The sequence below is a fragment of the Spiroplasma endosymbiont of Amphibalanus improvisus genome, from assembly GCF_964030645.1.
Taxonomy (GTDB): Bacteria; Bacillota_I; Bacilli_A; order Mycoplasmatales; family Mycoplasmataceae; genus CAXIPX01.
The window spans coordinates 80,286-101,659 of record NZ_CAXIPX010000003.1 but is presented as its reverse complement, the minus strand read 5'-3'; the positions used below and the strand labels follow the sequence as shown (position 1 = coordinate 101,659).

Sequence of the window (21,374 nt, the reverse complement as noted above, 5' to 3'; positions counted from 1 at the left end):
ATTTAATATTTTAATAATTGCTAATTTTAATATTTTAATATTTTAATATTTTAGTAAAGTTTAAATTTAATATTTTTTTAATAAGAGCGATGATGCTTCATCATCAATGATAATTGTTAAATTTTTATGTTTTTGTAAAATTGTACATGGCCAATTTTTATCGACATTTCCTTCGATCAACTGCTTAATAGCAGTTGCCTTTGACTTACCGTTAGCGATTAAAATAATTTTTTTCGCTTTCATAATTGTCTGAATCCCCATAGAAACAGCTTTTTTCGGTACTTCATTAATAGATTGAAAAAATCTAGAATTTGCCTCAATTGTTGATTCAACCAAATCGACAACAGATGTTTTTGACTCAAAATCAACTGGTGGTTCATTAAAACCAATGTGCCCATTAGTTCCAAGACCCAGCAATTGAACATCAATGCCACCGTGCTCTGCGATTAAATCATCATATTTGCTAGCAAAACCTTCGTAATCACCTACCCCTGTAGGTATAAAGGTATTTTTTTTATCGATGTTAATGTGATCAAATAAATTGACATTCATAAAGTGGCGGTAACTTTGATTATGATCAGGTGATAAACCTACGTACTCATCTAAATTAAAAGTTTTAACTTTACTTCAATCAGTACCTTTATCTTGATGATCTCCGATTATCGCTTCATATGTAGTAATTGGAGAAGAACCTGTTGCTAATCCAAAAATAGTATCAGATTTATTTTTGACTTCTTCAATCATAATTTTAGAAGTCTGTATTCCTATTTCTTCTTTGCTATTTAGAACAATTACTTTCATTTTTTCCTCTTTCGCAAGAAATTAAATTTCTATTTGATAAAAAATAAATAATTATAATTAACCTTTTTTTGTTGGATCAGGGACGATGCCATCTTTGATAGCTTGTTCATACTCTTTAACGATTAATTTGTATTCTAAATATTTTTCCGGAGAAGTGCCAATGCATTTCTTCTTAAATTCATACTTTAGGAATTCTACGATTTCTGCATCAATCAAATTTGCTGCGGCTTCAACTTTTTTGCTTTCAATAAAGTTTTCAATAACATCGAATTTATCATCTCAAGAAATTTGACGTACAAAGTCATACAAAAAATCCGGATTCTTTTTTTCGTAATGAGCTAATGGTTTTTTTGCAAAATCATCTATAAACTTTTGTATACTATTTGGTAACATTTATATTCTCCTATCAAAATACTACTTTGACATTCTAACATAAAATTAAAAATATAAAACATAAAAAAATTAATTATTAATTTTTAACTGAGTTTTATAATGCTTAATATTTTTATTTTTAAATATTTTTTCTGCTTGATTTAAGTATTTCAACATAAGTCCAATTATCGGACCAGAAATAAACATCATAAAAATAGTCCCAAAAACAAAATAGTTATCTCAAAAAATATTTAGTCCTGGAGGATTGTTGATCAATAATGAGATTATTCCTACTGAAGCAATTAAACAGTCAAATAATACTCTCGATACTTTATAATTAATCTTAGTGATTTCACAAAAATTAGCACTCAATGAATTATATGGGCCTAATAATAAATTACTATAAACAACTAATGCTATGCCGAGGCAATACAGTAAAAATGCGCCCATGAAAATCCAAGTTCTAGCGAAAGCGGACATTTGACCAATAGCATCAATCGGGACATACATAGAACTTAAACTAACAAATAATGGTCACAAAAATATAGGTATGATGTCCAGTAAAATCATTGTGACATTCTTATAAATAATTTGTGTGTCTTTAAATTTTAAGTAATTTCTTATTGTAGTATAAATTTTCATAATAGAACCTACAATAAATAAACCAACATAAAGAACAATCAAATACAATGAATAATAATCAGTTATTTGTTCAGGAGTGACAACACCAGTTGTTATATTATGCGATATTACAATGTATGCATAAACTGTAATATCAATTTGCGATAATCCTACCTGAGTATTTAAATATAACGCAATACCTAACCCAAAGATATACACACCAAAGATATACACACCAAAACGAAACAATATTGTTTTTCAATCGTTTTTTCATACTAATTTAATTTCATTTAAATATTTTTTCATTTTCACCACTTTAAAATTAAAAATTAACTTTTTTCTTTTTCACGTTTTTTTTGGTCGCGAATGCTTTTTCTGATGTTTTCTCTTTTAATCTGTTTAGTGACTTTTTTAACTTCAGATTTCATTTTTTTTCGGTAACCTGGTTTAACATTTTTACCACTATTATTAATTTTATAACGTTTGATAATTTTATTTACTTCTATATTTGTTTTATTTTTTTTAATATCTTTTTTAAAATTATTTTTTTTCTTATCTATAATTTTTAAAGAATTTTCATGAATTTGATAATATTTAAAATCAATATTTTTCACTTTAAGTAAGTTTACTAAATCTTGATTGTTTGTATCATACAATACAAAACTAATCCCATTATAATCTCCTCGCCCTGTTCTCCCTGAACGATGAATATAATATTCTAGATTATTAGGTAAGTCTATTGAGATGACATGGCTAACCCCCTCAATATCAATACCACGAGAAGCTAAGTCAGAACAAATTACATACTTATATTCTAAATTTTTAATTCTTTTCAAAACTTGCTTTCGTTCCCTAGGTTGCAATCCACCATGAAGGCGAACAACTGATAAATTTAATTCCAATAACATATGATAATATTCATCAATATTTTTTTTATTATTAATAAATATTAAGCATAGATAAGGATCGAATGTGTTTAATATTTTTTTTAAAATAATTTTTCGTTCCTGATGTTTTGTGTGAATTAAACGATGCTCTATGTTCTTATTGACTAAAGAATCTTTAGAAGTATTGACAATTATAGGCTGGTTCAAGTATTTATTAAGAAAGTTTTTCATTGAATGATCGATTGTCGCAGAAAATACACTCGTATTGATATCTTTTCGCATTTTACTCATTAATAATTCAAGATCTTCAATAAAACCTAAATCAAAAATCATATCACATTCATCAATGATAATTTGATTTGCATTGGTTAGAATAACTTTTTTAGAATCATAAATATTCCTAATTCTTGTAGGAGTACCGACAATAATCTGAGGATTTAAATTATTAATATTGTTAATTTGGCGTTCAATATCTTTACCACCAGTAAAACAACTAACCTTTAATTGTTTATTGATATTGGCGAAAAACTGGATATTTTTGTAGATTTGTTGTGCAAGTTCTCTGGTGGGAACAAGAATAATTTTTTGAATTTGATGATTATCAAATTCAATACTTTCTAACAAAGGTAACAAAAAAGCATGTGTTTTACCTGTACCCGTTTGAGAGGTGCATATTACATTTTTTCGTTTTAAAATTTTACCAATTACTAAACTTTGACATTGTGTTGGTTTTTTAAATCCTAATTTTTCAATTCCTTCGTTTATAAAATCTTTAAAATTATAATCACTAAATAACATTTAAATTTAAGAATTTAATTTAATATTTTTTTTAGATTTTGAAGGATATGGACCTTTATTATTGTCAATTAATCTTAAACTTAAATTTTGTAAATGAACATATAGGGCACCTGTTCCCAAAAGTATACTTAATACGGCGACAAAAGCAATCAGGAATCAAATATAACCCGGGATACCAAAAGTTGTAGTTGTAACATCTAAAAAGAAATAATTAAAATATTCGGGATTAGAAGTAGTTTCTGATATTTCATTAAAAGTTCCAATTAAAGTTCCGCGTATCATAGCCATAATACATCATAATAAAGGATAAGAAATATATATATATACTTTCTTTTTCATGAATTTTTTAACATCTCATGATTCACGATTTTCCATTCATAAAATTACATATAAAACAAATAATATTGGAAATAAACCATGTTCCCATTCTGTAATAATTCAATCTAATGCTGAAACACCACCCGCGCTTAACATAGCAGGCAATAACATACTATTAAAAATTAAGGCTGTTATTGTTATATATATTGCTATTGGTGTTGCAATATCTTGTGAAATTATTTTTCATTTACCTTCTTTATTGTGTCAAATACCAGCAATCAAGAAAAATAACAAACAAAAAATGTTAGTCTGAATTGTAAAAAAACTAAAGTAATATTGTGTATATGTATATGCGTTGCTATAAAAATAAGCAGTATTGCCATCAATTAATGCATCATTGTATAATTCTTGTAAATTAACAACTCCATAGATCCAAGAATATAACAGGAAGCTAATTCCAATACCTGCACAAACTAATTTAAAAATTATTTTTCAAATTTGCTCTGCTCGAATTTCTTTAAAATTAAAAATATTATTTTGCGTTTTTAACATTCTTTTTACCTCTTTGATTTTTTCAAGACTCAACTCATTTATTCTTTAACTCTAAGTAAGTTTTATTAGCACTTTCCCTCTTAGCTTCATTTTGTTTTAAAATAGCATCATAAACCTTTTGATCTATTTTTTTTTGAGTCAATAATTTATAAGATTTTTTTTCATCTTTTTTTGTATTTTTGTAATTTTTTTTACGTTTATTAATTGCATCTATAAATTCAATTGATTTAGGTCTTGTGATTGCGAAGGATAATTTTATTGTAATTGGAATCCCGATTAAAGATAAAATTGGTATTGCACAAAGTAATAAAGATGCCGTTGCTTGAACAAATGGATCAATTGAGACACTAGAGGAATTATGTGAAGAACTAGGTAATCATATCCAATCGATATCACCATTGGCAATATATTCTCAACCAGTTAATCCACTATTGCTGACACCTACACCTGGTACAGATAAAATTATTATTGAACAAAATAATAATAACCCAATTAATGATCACCAAATAATAATAAGAATTTTAGCAATTTTTTTCATTAATAAAAACTTTCTTTTAATTAATGAAACTATTATATCATTTAATTAAAAAAACTTTTTATAAAAATAAAAAGTTTTCATGCAAATAAATCAAATTTTTCATTAATAAATTATCTTTTTTTAGAACGCCCTGATTTTTTATCCTTAGAACAAATATCGGCGTATTTTTGAAGTGTGTAATCAACAGATAATGCCAATCCTGGTCCAGTCTCTCTTAACGCCTTTTCAACACTTTCTTTTTTTAACAAAATAGGGTCCATTTGATAATTAATGTCATAAAATCCTTTTTCAGGAGATCATGCAGTTCCAAATGTATAGTTATTAAGTTCATCTACAGCATTAACCGAAATTAATCTTGCTTTAGTTGCGTTATTCATTGAAGATTCAATAACTTTATTTCATGCATTTTTTTGCATAATTTGATTTTGTTTTGGATTTTTACCAGAAATACCTTTTCTATGATTTTTAAATTTTACTATTTCTTCGATATTGTCTAAACAATCTATACAAATTTTTATAGAATTAGTAACAGTGATGTCATCACGTAATTTGTAGCATCCATCACATTTCCCCACTAACATAAATATCTCCCCCATAGTAAATCCATATATAATGTATAATATAATTATACTTTATTTTTGATAATTAATCTATAATAATATATAATTATTATTTATATATTATCGGACTTTTAATGTCGTGCTTTTTAATGCTAATGTCATCTTTCAAAAATATTTTTTTCAAAATTATATCCATATCGTTAGTGAAATAATTTTCCATAAAATGGTTTAAAACAATAACGCTATTTTTATTTTCATAAGATAAAATTCAGTCATTTCATTTCATTTCTCCTGTTATAAAAACATCAATTTCATCACTTTTAATTTTGTTTATCAAGTCACCTCCAGCACCGGCACATATGGCAATTTTTTTTATTTTTTGCTCATTATCCCAATTTAAAAACTGTACGTAAGGAATATTAAATATTGTTTTTAATTTTACTATCAGATCGTCAAAATTAATTTCTTCTGGCAATTTACCATATTTTATAAAATTAATATTCCTATAACTTTTTACATCTTCACACTTTAAATCGTCCAATATTTTGCTATTCATCCCTTTTTTTGAGGAATCATATTGAGTGTGTAGACCGTAAATAGCAATTTGATGTTTTTGTAACTGCTCTATAATTTTATTTTTATACTTTAATTTTATTTTTTTAATTTTTTCATTAAATAAAAAGGGATGATGTGAAATTATTAGGTCAATTTTATTACTAATAGCATCATTCAAGACTGCTGTTGTTAAATCTAAGCAAATCATAATTTTTTTTACTTCAAATTTATTTTTGCCGTATTGTAATCCCGGAAAATCTCATTTGGCAGCCAATGCAATGGGAAACTCATTTTCAATTTTTTTAATCACTTCTTTTAATTTCACTATTTAAACCTTCTAAATAATATTTCTTAATTTTAATTAATTCATTTTCAATTTTTTTATAATTAGAAATTTTTGCATTCATTTTTTTTAATGTAAATTCCATCTTTTGAATAATCTGTTGGTTTTTTTCAATATATAAATCAGGGTAATTTTGAGCAAGTTTTAAACCCATATAAATTTGATAATCTGATTTTATTTCTTCTCCAAATTGTTTATTTAAAATAATAATTTCATATATTAAATTATTTTCCTTTATTAACATTTCTTTTTCAATTAAATAACCATTTTCAACAGATCATTTTCTGAGTTTATAACTTTGATTATTTGCATTTAGTATAAAACGATTAATTTTTCGATTATTATCCTTCAATATTTCCAAAATGGTATTAGCGCCCATTCCAGCTATTACACAAGTATCTATATTAATATTTTTTAATCATTTTAAACCAAATTCTTTAATTAAGATAATTGAAGAATTTGGTTCTAAAAATTTATCAATATTTTTTTGCGCTTGGTCTAAAGGGCCTTGACAAACATCAGTAGCATAAATGCTATTTGTGATTTGGTTCAAAAATAAAAAAATTGGAACTAAAGCGTGGTCAGTACCAATATCTGCGATTATTTCATTTTTATTTATATTTTTACCAATCGTTTCTAATCTTTTAGAAATTTTAAAATTCATGTTATCCCTTAAGAAATACTTTTAATGCTGCTGAATTATTAAATTTAAATTTATCAAATGCTTTTGCTTCAATTTGACGCACTCTTTCGCGAGTGACCTTAAATTCTTTACCTATCTCTTCTAATGTTTTAGGTGAATCATATTTAGATAAATGATAATTTAATTTTTTATTATTTTTTAATTCAGAAAAGTTAACCACTGATTTTTCTAAGTTTTCTAAATTATTAATAATTTGATGTAATTCTAATTGCTCATCGCCAAAATCACTATATTTAGATAATTGTAAAATTTTTTGAAGATCTGTAGGCATTATTCCATAGCGCATACGCAACACTTTTTCTTCTCTTGGCGACAATATTTCATCAAAAATATTATCAATTGTTTCTTTTAATGCTTCGCGTTCTGTAAATTCAGAAGGTCCAGAAGTTTTGTCATCTTTAATTGTATTTAAAAATGTTGATTCCATCTCATCATCTTCCTCGTCAGAAAATGCGATATTTTTACCAAAATTATAAGTTTTTGAATTAACAGTTTTTTCTGCTTCATTTATTGTCAATTGATCAATATCATAACGATAATATTTTCTAGGATCTTCACTTTGCTTTTTCATTTGTTCATAAACATGTACAGGTATTCGTATTATTCTAGATTGATTCGCAAGCGCTCTGGTAATTGATTGTCTAATTCATCATGTTGCATATGTTGAAAATTTAAAACCTTTTCTGTAATCAAATTTTCCAACAGCTTTAATTAGACCAATATTACCCTCTTCTATTAAATCAGAAAAATCTAAACCACGATTAACATATTTTTTAGCAATAGAAATTACTAATTTCATATTAAATCTAATGATTTTATCTTTGACAATTTTAGCAATATTTCTGTCAGGAGATTCTAACAACTTAAAAAATTCTATTTCTTCATTTCGTGTCAAAACTTTATTATAACTTGGAGAAATAGAATGTGTTTTAAAAATATTATTTGTTGTAATATTTTTAACAAATTCTGTATTATTGGTATCCTTTGAAATTAATGAAATTTTTTCAGCATCACATAAATTTTGATTAAAATTAATAGTTTGATTATTTTCTAAAGTTTTTAAATTAACATCAGAATCAATTAATTTTTCTAAAAAATCAAATATTATTTTTTCGTAATCACTATAAAGAAACTCTTTTTTTCAAAATGAAATTTTTGATAAATTGTGTTTGTTGAAGTCATTTATTTTATCTTCGATATAATTTTCAAATAACATTAAAATTTTCTCTTTAAATTTTAATGTTAAATTAATTTTAGTTATTTTATTGGTTTCTAAAATTTTATCCATTAATATATTTTTCCTTAATAATTAATAAAATCATTATTAAATTTTGATAAATTAATTAAATTATCCCTTAAAAAAATCTTTTAAAGCTTTTGACTTTGTTGATGAAGTATTTGATTTAAATTTACGGATAGTCTTTGATTCTATTTGACGAATTCTTTCACGAGTGACCTTAAATTCTTTACCTACTTCTTCTAATGTTTTAGGTGAATCATATTTAGATAAATGATAATTTAATTCTTCACTTTCTTTACTTTGGGCCAATTCAATTGGTGTATCATAGTGAATCTTTAATTTTTTAATAGTTTCAAGTAATTGATTTAATTTAGGATCACCACATTCTGTCGCTAACCTTATAACCACCCTTAAACGAGTAGGTAAAATTCCGTAACGCATACGTAACACTTTTTCTTCTCTTGGCGACAATAAAGTACTAAATACTTCATCAATCACCTCTCTTAGCGCTTCTCTTTCGGTGAATTCGTTAGGAGAAGTAATGTCTTTATCTTCTACAAAATCACCAAAATGCGTGTCTTCTTCATCACCGATAGGTTTTTCTAAAGAAACTGGTTCGATTGAAAGTCTTTTGATTTCTCTAACCTTATCAGCTGTCATACCTGAACCAGTTTTTTTAGCGATCTCCTCATTTGTTGGTTCTCTGCCTAAATCTTGGGTTAACTGTCTTTCGATTCTAATTAATTTATTAATTGTCTCAACCATATGAACAGGAATTCTAACAGTTCTTGCTTGGTCAGCAATAGCTCTGGTAATTGATTGTCTAATTCATCATGTTGCATATGTTGAAAATTTAAAACCTTTTCTGTAATCAAATTTTCCAACCGCTTTAATTAGACCAATATTACCCTCTTCTATTAAATCAGAAAAATCTAAACCACGATTTAAATGCTTTCTCGCCACTGACACCACTAATTTTAAATTAGAATTAATCAATTTATCTTTACCATATTTATATTCCGTTTCATCTTCTGAATCTAGCATTTTTGCATATTTAATTTCTTCTTCTTGAGTTAATAATTTGCTACCACCAAGAATATTAAAATATGCCTTAATTATATCAGTAGTCTTTGTTTCGTTAGAGACACCATAATTACTTTTAAATTTAAATAAAACTTTACTATTTTCCTTAATATTTTCTTCGATAGTATCTTTTAATTCTTCATCAGTCATTTTTTCATCTAAATCAGAAAAATCAACATTTGCAGAAATTAATTCTTGGAAAAATTCTGACAATAATTCTTCATCAACTTTGGGAAAAAATTCAGTAGTTAAAGATAATAATTTTTGTTGATTAATAACATTTTTATTTTCTGATAAGTAATTATTAATATATTTTTTAAATTCACCAAAAGAATTTAATTTTTGTATGTCTGTTTTTTTTAACGTCTTAGGCATTAAAGTCTCCTTTAATATTTTTGGATAAAGATATAATTTGCTCACTAAGTTTTAGTTTATCTTGATAATTAACAATATTTTTTAATTTCTTTTTCAAAATATCAATTTTGATAATTTCACTATAATTATCAATTTGAAGTTTATATTTTAAAAGAGTGTCTATTGATTGTGGTTTATTTAACAAGAATGCACTCATAATTTGTTGGATTAAACCAGAATAAGTTTTGTAACCTTTTTCATAATCTTTAATATTTAAACTAAAAACATCAATATTATCATTGTACCACAAATTAACACTATCAGCAATCAGGCCTAATAAAGGAATGTTAAAATGTCCAATTTGATTCTGATAAAAATCATTCACCTTTTTACTTTTACAAATTCCTAACAATAATTTACATTCCAAATTAAAAATATTAACACCATATTCTTTTTTTAAATTATAAAAAACTTGGTCATCACTTTTTAGTTCATCATTATTATTCTGATAAATATTAGAAACATCAGAAAATTCGTTTAAAAAATAATCTTTATTGGCATTACCTAAAAAATCTGGTTCTTCTAAATCATTATATAATTTATTGTCCGCAATTGGATGTTGTAGTAACTTTATTTTATCAAAATTTTCTACTGCATGAATTGTTTTTTTAGGTAATTTATTAGTTAAAGCAATAAATTCATTTCATAAATCATCAAAATTTTCATTATATTTTTCACTAATATTAATAATAATTTTCTTATGATTACGATTAGCAAATTCACCTTTTTCACTATAAAAAATTAAAAAATAAATTGTTTTTAATAAACTTTGATTATTAAAAACTTCATATTTTCATTTTTCTAAAAAATAATAGTAGTTTGCGATCGGGTTTGCAACTAATTCAATTACATGATTTTTAGAAAATTTTTCAATAATTTCTCCAGGATCCAATTCAGTTTTATTATTAACCATTTTAATTGTAAAACCATTTTCAATTAAAATTTTTGTAACTTCTAGAGAAGCTTTTATCCCAGGAGTATCACCATCCAAAAATAGAATTATGTTATTGGTGATTTTTTTCAATTGATTAATATGATATTTACTAAATTTAGTGCCCATTAGTGCTAAAACACTCTTGATACCTATCTGGTTCAAGGCGATAACATCCATATAACCTTCAACTATAACGACACATTTATTCATTCTAATTTGGTTAGCAGCAATATCTAAATTATATATCAATTCACTTTTTTTAAATACTAAGGTTTCAGGCGAATTTAAATATTTTGCTAATTTTGACTCTTTATCAATTATTCTTCCAGAAAATCCCACTATTTTAGAATCGGCATTTTTCAAAGTAAAAATTAATCTTTGATCAAAAATAGGAAAATAATTGTTATCCGTCTTTTTTAATAATCCAAATTTTAACATTTCATCATAAGTTACATTATTTTCTAACATAAAAGGAATAAATTTAGAGAATTTGGGACAATAACCAATCATAAAAATATCAAATGAATCTTCAGTTATTTTTCGCTTTTCTAAATATTGGATTGCCACTTTACCCAAACTAGAAAATAAAGAATTTTGAAAAAAGATAAACGCTAATTCATTAACTTCAAAAATTCTATTTTGTTTATCAGAATATTTCGAAGTAAAATTATTTATATCGTTTCCAACTATTGCAATCCCTAATTCTTTGGCTAATTTTTGAGCTGCCGAAGGGAATGTGATTTTTTCAAATTCTTGCACAAATCTAATGATGTTCCCCCCTGCATTACAAGAAAAGCAATGATAAATTCTCTTTTCTGAATTGATATTTAAACTCGGTGAAGAATCACTATGAAATGGGCAAAGTGCTAAAAAATTTTTACCACTTTTTTTAACATCCAAATATTTTGAAATAACATTCACAATGTTAGTTTCATTAATTATTTGATTAATAATTGTTTGAGATATAAGCGGCATTAGAATTGTCCTTAATTTTAATTATTAACTAATTTTTTCAATGTTTCTTTTAAAGATACGATAGAAATTCTTTCCTGATTCATAGAATCACGATCACGAATTGTAACTTTTTTATCATTTAATGAATCAAAATCAAAAGTAATGCAAAATGGCGTACCTATTGCGTCCTGGCGACGGTATCTTTTACCAATATTACCCGATGTATCAAAAGTACAACGAAATTTAGGTAATAATTTTTTTCATAATTCCATAGCATTAGCGTTTAATTGTTTTGATAATGGCAATATTGCAAATTGATATGGCGCAACTATTGGTTTAAGTTTTAACAATGTGCGTTCTTCATTATTTTTTAATTTTTGAACACTGTATGCATCACAAAGCAATGCAAAAATTAATCTATCTACACCAACAGATGGTTCAATAACGTATGGCAAATATTTTTTATTAGTTTTCGGGTCAAGATACTCTAAAGATTTCTTAGAATATTCTTGATGCCTCTTTAAGTCAAAATCAGTTCTGGATGTTAGACCTCATAATTCACCGATTCCAAAAGGAAAGTTATACTCAATATCCAAGGTTTTTTTAGAATAATGAGATAATTTTTTTTCGTCATGTTCTAGATAAGAAATATTTTCTAAATTAATTCCTAAGTTTTCTAAAAAATTAATAATTTCCAGTTTTCAAATTTGAAATCAATCTGTTTTATCGTTGGGTTTATAAAAAAATTCAATTTCCATTTGTTCAAATTCACGAGTTCGAAAAATGAAGTTACCCGGTGTAATTTCATTTCTAAAACTTTTTCCAATTTGACAGACACCAAACGGAACTTTTAAACGCATACTTCTTTGAATGTTTTTAAAGTTAATGAAAATTCCTTGCGCTGTTTCTGGTCTTAAATAAACTTCAGATTTTTTATCACGAATAACACCAATTTGTGTTTGAAACAATAGATCAAATTCCCTAATTTCACCAAAGTTTGCTTTTTTACATGAAGGACAAATAATTTTTTCTTTATCAATATATTCTTTTAATTGCTCATTGCTCAACTTAGAATAATCAAAATCTGGTTTTTGTTCTTCAATCAACTGGTCTGCACGATACCTACTTTTACATCCGTTACAATCAGTCAATGGATCTGAAAAATTATTTACATGACCCGAAGCCTCTCACACTTTTGGATTTAATAAGATTGAAGAATCTAATCCAACATTATATTCATTTCTAGTGACAAAAGTTGTTCATCATAAATCTTTTATCAGTCTTTTTAATTCTACTCCTAACGGACCATAATCTCACGTATTTGATAATCCGCCATATATTTCTGAACCTTGAAAGAAAAAACCAAACATTTTTAAATGTTGGATTATATCATCAATTTTATATTTCATAATTGCTCCTGTGATTTTGGTAATAATAATATTTTAAACTATAAATTAAATAATTAAAATTTTTTAAAATCATAATTGCTTAATTTATATAAAGCCGCACTCATATAACCCAATTCTTGGTCTAAAATATTTAAAATAATTTTTTTTAGAATTAATAAATCTTTATTAGTGATGTGTATATATTTTATTTTTTCAAAAAAAGGAACACAATTTCATAAATTCATAATTTTTAAAATATTAATGGAAAATATATAATCATCATTTTCTAAACAAAAATTACAAATAAATCCTTTGTCCTTTATAGAAAAAGTAGCGATCGGGTTTTCTTTTGAGCATCTTACACATGACTTATTATGGAAATCAAAACCGCAATATTTAAATAATTTTCAAACTGTAAACAAAGCTATTGTGACAGTTTTGTTATCATTTTTTAAAAAAATAATAATATATTCCAAAAAATCTTTTAGTAACCGGAAAATGGTGGGATATTTTTGGTGTGTGTCAAAATTTTTATTAATTAAATCTGTAATTAGAGAGACTCAAATATAAGAATCATAATTAGTGCTAATTTGTATATTTTCTGTAATTAAAGTACCTGTCTTTAATTTTGATAATTTATCTTTATGTGGAGATAAAAATAATTCAAACTCTGATAAATTAAATAATCCAACTGAATATTTATTTTTGCTGTTTAATTTTCTGACTCCATTAGCATAAAAAGATAATTTGCCTTTTTGTTTACTAAATACAGTTATTACTTGTGCATAATCATCATAATCATAATTACTTATAACAATCGCATCAATAAAGGTAGTCATTAATTAATAACTTTCTTTGTTATATCCTAATTTTTTCAAAACACTAGATTTATTTCTTCATTTTTCTTCAACTTTTACAAATAAATTCAAAATAATTTTTGTGTTTAATAAGTTTGATAATTCTTTTCGTGACTGATAAGTAATTTTTTTTATCATATTTCCATTCTTACCAACTAAAATAATTTTCTGACTTTTCCTTTCGACGATTATAGAAGCAGAAATAATAATTGTGTTTTCCTCCGGCAGGTCTTCTTGACTTTCCACCATTACACCAACAGAATATGGCACTTCTTCTTTAGTTAACATTATAATTTTTTCACGTATAATTTCTCGAATTAAAAACTTTTCAGGTTGATCACTATAAGTATCATCGGGATAGTATTTTACACCCTCGGGTAAGATTTTTTCTAATGCTACAATTACTTTTTGCAAGGATTCTTTATGATCAGAAGAGATTGGAATAATTTCATTAAATTCGTAACGATTTTTTCATTCACTAATTTTTTCTAAAATAATTTTATTATTAACTAAATCTGATTTAGTTAATAATAAAATAGTTGGTATCTTTTTTTCTTTTAAAATTTTTAATAAAAAATTATCAGATTCACCAATATGCTCGTTTAGGGGAGCGAAAAATAAAATTATGTCAGATGATTTTAGAGATTGAAGGGAACTACTGTTCATATTTTTACCAAGTTCATGTTCTGATTTGTGAATCCCAGGTGTATCAACAAAAATTATTTGTTTGTTTGTATCATTTAAAATTCCACGAATTTGATTTCTAGTAGTTTGAATTTTAGGGGTAACTATTGATACTTTTTTGTTTAATATCGCATTCAAAAAAGTGCTCTTCCCAACATTGGTTCTACCTAACAAACTTACAAATCCGGATTTAAAATCTTTTTTTTGATTATCCATTTAAATCAAATCCTCACCTTTAAAAGCTCACGGTAGTAAGTCACTCACTTTTATTTCTTTGTAATCCCCATTATCTTTAAACAAAATAATTTGTATTTCTGGATTCATTGTTTCATTAATAAATTGACGACACATTCCACAAGGAAAAGTGAAGTCTATTGAGGAACCTATTAAATACATTCTGACAATTTTATTTTTTTTATAACCTTGTGAATAAACTTGGCTAAGAGCTGTTCTTTCGGCACATATTCCAACAGGATATGACGCATTTTCTACATTAACACCATAAATTAATTTATTACCTTCAACTTCCACAATTGCTGCAACTTGAAATTTAGAGTATGGAGCATATGAATTTTGTTTCAATTTTTTTAATCTTTTAAAAATTTCGTTTTCTATTATTGCCATAACTCTCCTATTCTTTTATCTATTTATAGATAAATTTTTTAAAATTTGATCTTGATATCCAAACATTATTTTTTCGTCTGCTTCATTAATATGATCATAGCCTAATATATGTAATAAACCATGAAGAAATAAAAAGGCTAATTCTCGTTCCAAAGAGTGTCCATACTCTTTCGCTTGTTTTTCAGCTTGTTCAAAACAAATAAAAATATCTCCCAAATACATTGTATTCTTATCAACTAATTGCAAAATATTATCTTTCATTTCAAATGACAAAACATCAGCAATATAATCTTTGTTTCGATACTTAACATTTAAAGACACTTGCATTTTTGGGTCAACAATATTTAGAGATAATTCTAATCGCTTTTTTATCTTTAAAGTTTTTTTAGTTTCTAATAAAATTTTATTTCAATTGTCTTCAAAATTATTGATAAAATTTTGAGTATGATTAATAATGCTAAATGTATCTTCCAAGTTAAACCACCTTGTCAATTATACATTAAAAATTATTTCTAAAAAATAATTAAAAAATGAAATTTGTCCAACTTCTAAATAAGCATTAGTGTAAAGTGTGTCCAAAATATTTGCATCAAGATTTTCTATAATAATATATTGATATTCTAATGATAATTCGGAATTAATATAAAATCATTTATTGTCAATTTGATATTTAATTAAAGCATTTTCCGGTAATTCATAAACACTTTCATCAGGAACAAAAATAATTATCGACTCTGATTCGCCATCACCATTATTTTTAATCGTTAAATAACCATTTATTATTTTAGGCATATTTAACATTATTAGAATTGAAATTAAAAATAATGCAGCGCCAATGGCAAAAAATAAGATTCAAAGAATTTTCTTATTCATTACTAATTTTTTCTAAATCAATAATATTGCTAAAATATTTATGTAGTTCCTGATCGTGACTAGCATAAATAATTAATTTATTTTTTTTCATTTTAAATAATAATTTTATTAATTGTATTTTTAATTGATGGTCAACATTACTTAAACTTTCGTCAAATATATACAAATCACGTTCTTCGAGTAATGCACTGATAAAAATAATCACTTGTTTTTGACCTTTACTGAGATTTTCGCCATTATTAAAACAATTTTGTTCTAAGTTTAATTTTAAACTTTCTATAATATTAATGATTTCAAAATTATTTTTTAATTTATCCATGTTTTCCTTATTAAAATTAATTAAATTATCTAGTATCGTTCCGTTAAAAATATAATCACTTTGTTCAATCAATAAAACTTTATTAACTCAACTGACATTGTTTATATTATTTAAATCATATTTATCGTTAATGATAAGAGAACCTCCATATTCATTATTACCATAATTAATAATCTTTAATAATGTTGTTTTACCAAAACCGCTAGGAGCACGAATAAGAGAGTTATCACTAATTCTAAAATTTAAATTTTTTAAAATTGGTTGGCCATCATATTCAAAATTTATATTTTTAAAATCTATAGTATTAATTTTTTCGTTAAAAATAGTTTTGATTTCATTGTCTTCATAAAATAAAATTGGTTCTACACGTTTAAAGGATAAATTATATTTATTTCGATCCAGAATATAACCTGAGACATTGATATTAAAATCTATTAAATAACTTTTTAAAGCGCCGCATAACATTAAATCCCCTAAATTCATTTGTAAATTTAAAATATAGCTAAAAGAAAAATAATAAATTAATAAATTAAAAATTTGGATTGTTAAATTTTGATACATTATTCGACTATTTCTTAAATATGTTAATTTATAAGCACTCTTATTCATTGATTCAATTTCATTAATTAAATTTATAAAAAATAAATTATTTAAATTTCTATTATAACGATAATTATGGGAATAAACATATTCTAAAAAATAATTTTGAGTTGATAATGATTGTTTATAATAATTATCGTAATATTTTTTATTAATTTTAATAAAGAGATATGTTATTAAAAAGGTTGCAAGATTTTCAAATAAAGTAAAATAGAATAAAATGGAGTTAGTTGTTACTAAAATAATTAATGAAAATAACATCATTATAAATGTAAATAATAAGTTTAAAAAATCAACACTAATAAACCTTGCTAAAATATTAATATCTTCAATTCTTTTAATTCATTGCGAATTATTATTTTTTTGATAATTAATAGGCTTTAATCTATTCACTTTTTTTCAGAATTTAATTTGCATCTCTTTATTAATTTTTAAATTAAATTTAATAACAATATTTTGAAATGCTAACTTTAAAAAACTTTTAATTAATATTAAAAAGAAAAAAATAAAACAAATACTAAAAATTTGGTTTACATTATGTCTGGTCAATAAATCTAAATAAATTTTTATAAAACCTTTATTTAGAACTAATAAAATATTGATTATGACAGCTAGTGATACAGCACAAATAATAAATAATTTATAATTTTTTAAAAATATAAAAATTTGATTTTTCTGAAAATTAACTTTTTCTTGTTTTTCAGGGATTGCAATAATGTTTTTAAAAAATTTGTAAAATATGTTAATGTTTATTCATTCTAATTTTTCTTTTGCAGGATCGCCGATTAAAATTTTTTTACGTTTATAAGCATAAGCTACTACAAAGTGATTCATCCCCTCTTTGTTTACACAGTAGCAAATTATCGGTTTATCAAAGGAGACTTCAGTAATTAAAGAATTTACTTTCACTTCATATGAATTCATTTTAATTTTATACTTTAATAAAATTCGTTGAATATCTAACAAAGATAATTGACCATCTCCAAAATTATTAGAAAATTTTAATTCGTCAACGCTAATATTTAAATGTTGATGGTAATTGATGATCATACTAACACAAGCAAATCCACAATCAAATTTTGCATCTTGTTTTACAAAAGGATATATCATTTTATCACCCGTTTATTAATTAACGATAAAATAAAAAAATCCTTTGCCTTTAAAATAAAAAAATCACTAATAAAATAGTGATTTAAAAAATTATTTTTTACGATCTTGTTTATATTTTCTTTTTTCTTTTTTGCTCATTCAATATTCGCGTTTGCGAGCTTCTTTACGCTTATATGAAGATTCCTTTTGAAATCTTTTTAATGCTTTATCTAATGGTTCTCCATCTTTAATGATTACAGTAGCCACTCTTTACAACTTTCTGTCTATAACAATAGACACACAATCTATATATATTGTACCACAATAAAATATTAAAAAAAACTAATAATTCATTTTTGTTTTTTGTTTTAACTCTTTGATGCGAGTTTTAATATCATATTCAAATTTTTTAGTTCCATTGACAACAGCTAATAATGGTTGTTCTCCGATTATTGCTGGTAATTTCAATAATTCAGTGAAATATTTATCGATCCCTCTGATCAGAGCACCACCCCCACAAATTACCATTCCTTTTTGAAATATATCACCTGCTAATTCAGGCGGTGTTTTTTCTAACACTTCCACAGCGCAATCAAGAATTTTTGATAATTGAACAATTAAAACTTCACGAATTTCTGCCGGAGAAATTGAAGCTGTTCTTGGTAAACCAGAAACAATATCTCGACCATAAATAGACATATTTTTTTCATCAGAATAACGAAAAGCTGAACCAATTTCTTTTTTTATTTGCTCTGAGGTTTTATTGCCGATTTCTAAACCATATTTAGAACGAATATATTTTACAATCTCATCATTTAAAAATGACCCTGCAACTTTTGTAGACTTAGATATAACGATGTCACCAGAAGCAATAACTGCAATATCAGTTGTCCCTCCACCAATATCTATCACTAAACTACCCTGAGGTTTATAGATATCAACGCCTCCGCCTAAAGCTGCCATTTTAACTTCTTCTTCAACAAAAACTTTTTTAGCGCCAAAACTATTGGCTATTTGCTCTAGAGCTTTTTTTTCTAAAGGTGTTATCATAGATGGGCAAGCTAACAGCATAATAGAGTCTTTTAAACGTGACATTAATTTTAATTTAAAACTAAAAATATAATTCAATTGTGACCTAGTAGCCCTAATATCTTGTATTACTCCATTTTTCATCGGAAACACAATTCTAATTGATTTATTTCCCTTACCAATCATTTTATAAGCTTCGTTACCAATTGCAACAATTCTATTTTCTTTAATATTATAAGCGACAACACTTGGTTCATTGTAAACAATACCTGAACCTTCAACATAAACTAATGTTGACGATGTGCCTAAATCCATTCCCACATATAACGGTGGTTGTTTCATGCTGGTTCTTCACTCCTTGATTTATAAATAAAAATAAACCTTCTTATATATAATAATGTATATATCACAAAAAACAACAACAATATTATTCAAATGGATTTTCACTTTTTTTTGTATGTTGTTCGTCATTAACATTTTTAGTATTTTTTTTAACACTGCTTTCATCTTCAAAAGGATTAGTATTGTTTTGAAGTGCCATTTTATCTTCATATTCTTTTGATTCTTTTCAAGCCAACTTGTTTAAGAAAATGCGCTCTTCTACTCGTACAATTGATTCCAAAATAGAGACAACAATTGTAGTGACAAATATTAACGGCAATAACACATAAAATAATATAGAAATAATATTGCTATAATCATAAGCATTATTTACTGTAGTACCTACAAAAATAATATAACCTAGAACTATGGTAAAAATAGCATACTGTGTGTAGTAAAAAGTGTTCATAAAAATGGTATGACGTTTAACTAATTGAAATTGAGTTTTTTTCAATTCCTGCATTCGCACTAAATGATAAGTGATAAATATTCCATAGGCTAAAACAATAAGAAAATAACAAATATTTAAGGAAGCAGTTCCGTTGAAACCTTCCAATTTAAAACCAAAACCTAAAAATAATAATATTAAAATTAAATAAATAATAATGTTAGAAATACTCACGATGGATTTAATAGATAAAACTTTCATAACTGCACCTTTTTAAAATATTTTAACATAAAAAAATCTTATAATTGAATATAAGATTTTTTAAATCATTTTATTAAAAATTATTTTTTACATCAAAAGTTGAAATTTCTTGTACAGATTTTAATATTTTTTTCTCCTTATCACTTATAGAAACAGGAGTCACAACATTCAATGTGATGATTAATTTTCCTCTTTTATCTTTGCGATTTTTAATAAAAAAACCATAATCTGGGACATTCAATTTATTACCTATTTGTGTTCCGGGTTTAACCTTCACAGAAATAATTTCATCATCTAAAGTTGGAACATCAATAACACCACCTAAAATAGCATCTAAATAACTTATGTCAACTGTGACTAATAAATCATCGCCAGAACGAGAAAAATGCGGATCTTTAATCAGATTAATAGTTATTATAATGCTCCCTTTTTGTCCACCGTTGTAACCATCATTACCTTCATTCTTGACCATTACTTGACTACCTGGATTTAATGATTGTTGAATTTTAACATATAATTCTTTGTTTTCTTTTTTGCGCGCTTTCCCATGACAACCTGAACATTTTTTTAAAATTATTTTTCCACGACCTTTACATGAGTTGCAGCGTTGTTTTTGTTGGGTAGTCATAAATAAAGTTTTGCGGTGAATAATTACATATCCTAAACCATTACAACTTGTACAATTGGTAATATCTTCACTTAAAGCTCCTTCACCAGAGCACTCCTTACAATTAACATCAACTTTTAAATGTAGAGGAACAGTTTTTCCAAACATCATTTCTTTAATGTTCATATTGTATTCCATATAAATGGGATTACCATCAAGTGGTTCATCTCCAGAAAATGGTTGATGACTTTGATTGTTAGAAAATCCACCAGAAAATGGCGAACCTCCACCAAAAATATCAGCGAAAATATCATTAATATCAGCTCCGTTGCCAAATGGCGATCCACCAAAACCTCCACCCGGGAACCCTTGTTGATCTGCTGAACCAAAACGATCATAATTACTGCGTTTGGTGTCATCAGATAAAACCTCATATGCTTCGTTGATTTTTTTAAATTTTTCTTCGGCATCACTTTCTTTGCATATGTCTGGATGATATTTTTTTGCCAATTTACGATATGCTGACTTTATTTCATCAACAGACGCATCCTTGGCAACGCCTAATGTTTCATAATATTGTTTTGAGTCTGGCATTTATTGG

At 25.4% G+C, this 21,374-nt stretch carries 23 protein-coding genes; all 23 read right to left on the bottom strand.

Features of this window, described 5'->3' with window-relative positions:
* Window positions 1–66 precede the first annotated feature (66 nt).
* The 23 genes from nagB to AAHM77_RS00820 all read right to left on the bottom strand — a co-directional run bounded on the left by nagB (window position 67) and on the right by AAHM77_RS00820 (window position 21,367).
* The gene (gene nagB, locus AAHM77_RS00930) at window positions 67–801 is read right to left on the bottom strand and encodes a glucosamine-6-phosphate deaminase (RefSeq protein ID WP_342252262.1); all 735 of its coding nucleotides are present in this window, start codon (window positions 799–801) and stop codon (window positions 67–69) included.
* Window positions 802–858: 57 nt separating this feature from the next.
* Window positions 859–1,194: a hypothetical protein gene (locus AAHM77_RS00925; RefSeq protein ID WP_342252261.1), complete on the bottom strand. Its 336-nt coding sequence runs from the start codon at window positions 1,192–1,194 to the stop codon at window positions 859–861.
* 69 nt (window positions 1,195–1,263) lie between these two features.
* Window positions 1,264–2,100 (bottom strand): SPE_1075/MLC_0560 family membrane protein, encoded by an 837-nt coding sequence (locus AAHM77_RS00920; protein ID WP_342252260.1) that lies wholly within the window; start codon window positions 2,098–2,100, stop codon window positions 1,264–1,266.
* A gap of 23 nt (window positions 2,101–2,123) precedes the next feature.
* Window positions 2,124–3,479, bottom strand: a complete 1,356-nt coding sequence (locus AAHM77_RS00915; protein WP_342252259.1) for a DEAD/DEAH box helicase — start codon at window positions 3,477–3,479, stop codon at window positions 2,124–2,126.
* Window positions 3,480–3,485: 6 nt separating this feature from the next.
* Complete coding sequence (locus AAHM77_RS00910) at window positions 3,486–4,349, bottom strand: Pr6Pr family membrane protein (RefSeq protein WP_342252258.1); 864 nt, start codon at window positions 4,347–4,349, stop codon at window positions 3,486–3,488.
* Window positions 4,330–4,887, bottom strand: a complete 558-nt coding sequence (locus tag AAHM77_RS00905; protein ID WP_342252257.1) for a hypothetical protein — start codon at window positions 4,885–4,887, stop codon at window positions 4,330–4,332. The genes AAHM77_RS00910 and AAHM77_RS00905 overlap by 20 nt, the downstream gene beginning before the upstream one ends.
* A 110-nt stretch (window positions 4,888–4,997) precedes the next feature.
* Window positions 4,998–5,468 (bottom strand): hypothetical protein, encoded by a 471-nt coding sequence (locus AAHM77_RS00900; RefSeq protein ID WP_342252256.1) that lies wholly within the window; start codon window positions 5,466–5,468, stop codon window positions 4,998–5,000.
* An 88-nt stretch (window positions 5,469–5,556) separates the two neighbouring features.
* The gene (locus tag AAHM77_RS00895) at window positions 5,557–6,327 is read right to left on the bottom strand and encodes a Nif3-like dinuclear metal center hexameric protein (protein ID WP_342252255.1); all 771 of its coding nucleotides are present in this window, start codon (window positions 6,325–6,327) and stop codon (window positions 5,557–5,559) included.
* Window positions 6,305–7,009 (bottom strand): tRNA (adenine(22)-N(1))-methyltransferase, encoded by a 705-nt coding sequence (locus tag AAHM77_RS00890; protein WP_342252254.1) that lies wholly within the window; start codon window positions 7,007–7,009, stop codon window positions 6,305–6,307. Before AAHM77_RS00890 ends, AAHM77_RS00895 begins: the two co-directional genes overlap by 23 nt.
* Window position 7,010: 1 nt before the next feature.
* Entirely contained in the window at window positions 7,011–8,336 is a 1,326-nt protein-coding gene (locus AAHM77_RS00885; RefSeq protein ID WP_425288816.1) for a sigma-70 family RNA polymerase sigma factor, read from the bottom strand.
* Between the two features lie 60 nt (window positions 8,337–8,396).
* Window positions 8,397–9,746: a sigma-70 family RNA polymerase sigma factor gene (locus AAHM77_RS00880; protein ID WP_342252253.1), complete on the bottom strand. Its 1,350-nt coding sequence runs from the start codon at window positions 9,744–9,746 to the stop codon at window positions 8,397–8,399.
* On the bottom strand, window positions 9,739–11,694 hold the full coding sequence (gene dnaG, locus AAHM77_RS00875; RefSeq protein ID WP_342252252.1) for a DNA primase: 1,956 nt from the start codon (window positions 11,692–11,694) through the stop codon (window positions 9,739–9,741). Before dnaG ends, AAHM77_RS00880 begins: the two co-directional genes overlap by 8 nt.
* A 17-nt stretch (window positions 11,695–11,711) precedes the next feature.
* On the bottom strand, window positions 11,712–13,082 hold the full coding sequence (locus tag AAHM77_RS00870; RefSeq protein WP_342252251.1) for a glycine--tRNA ligase: 1,371 nt from the start codon (window positions 13,080–13,082) through the stop codon (window positions 11,712–11,714).
* Between the two features lie 53 nt (window positions 13,083–13,135).
* Window positions 13,136–13,900: a DNA repair protein RecO gene (gene recO, locus AAHM77_RS00865; RefSeq protein WP_342252250.1), complete on the bottom strand. Its 765-nt coding sequence runs from the start codon at window positions 13,898–13,900 to the stop codon at window positions 13,136–13,138.
* 3 nt (window positions 13,901–13,903) lie between these two features.
* A complete protein-coding gene (gene era, locus AAHM77_RS00860; RefSeq protein ID WP_342252249.1) occupies window positions 13,904–14,818 on the bottom strand; it encodes a GTPase Era in 915 nt (304 codons plus the stop codon).
* A complete protein-coding gene (gene cdd / locus AAHM77_RS00855) occupies window positions 14,819–15,226 on the bottom strand; it encodes a cytidine deaminase (protein WP_342252248.1) in 408 nt (135 codons plus the stop codon).
* A gap of 15 nt (window positions 15,227–15,241) precedes the next feature.
* Window positions 15,242–15,700, bottom strand: coding sequence for an rRNA maturation RNase YbeY (gene ybeY, locus AAHM77_RS00850; protein ID WP_342252247.1), 459 nt, complete (start codon window positions 15,698–15,700; stop codon window positions 15,242–15,244).
* An 18-nt stretch (window positions 15,701–15,718) separates the two neighbouring features.
* Entirely contained in the window at window positions 15,719–16,099 is a 381-nt protein-coding gene (locus tag AAHM77_RS00845) for a hypothetical protein (RefSeq protein ID WP_342252246.1), read from the bottom strand.
* Window positions 16,092–18,128 carry a cysteine peptidase family C39 domain-containing protein gene (locus AAHM77_RS00840; RefSeq protein WP_342252245.1) on the bottom strand — a complete coding sequence of 679 codons (2,037 nt, stop codon included), beginning with the start codon at window positions 18,126–18,128 and terminating at the stop codon, window positions 16,092–16,094. The genes AAHM77_RS00845 and AAHM77_RS00840 overlap by 8 nt, the downstream gene beginning before the upstream one ends.
* A gap of 90 nt (window positions 18,129–18,218) precedes the next feature.
* Entirely contained in the window at window positions 18,219–18,374 is a 156-nt protein-coding gene (rpsU, locus tag AAHM77_RS00835) for a 30S ribosomal protein S21 (RefSeq protein WP_342252244.1), read from the bottom strand.
* A gap of 75 nt (window positions 18,375–18,449) precedes the next feature.
* Window positions 18,450–19,478: a rod shape-determining protein gene (gene mreB / locus AAHM77_RS00830; RefSeq protein WP_342252243.1), complete on the bottom strand. Its 1,029-nt coding sequence runs from the start codon at window positions 19,476–19,478 to the stop codon at window positions 18,450–18,452.
* An 85-nt stretch (window positions 19,479–19,563) separates the two neighbouring features.
* Window positions 19,564–20,166: a hypothetical protein gene (locus AAHM77_RS00825; protein WP_342252242.1), complete on the bottom strand. Its 603-nt coding sequence runs from the start codon at window positions 20,164–20,166 to the stop codon at window positions 19,564–19,566.
* A gap of 73 nt (window positions 20,167–20,239) precedes the next feature.
* A complete protein-coding gene (locus AAHM77_RS00820) occupies window positions 20,240–21,367 on the bottom strand; it encodes a DnaJ C-terminal domain-containing protein (protein WP_342252241.1) in 1,128 nt (375 codons plus the stop codon).
* Window positions 21,368–21,374: the final 7 nt, after the last annotated feature.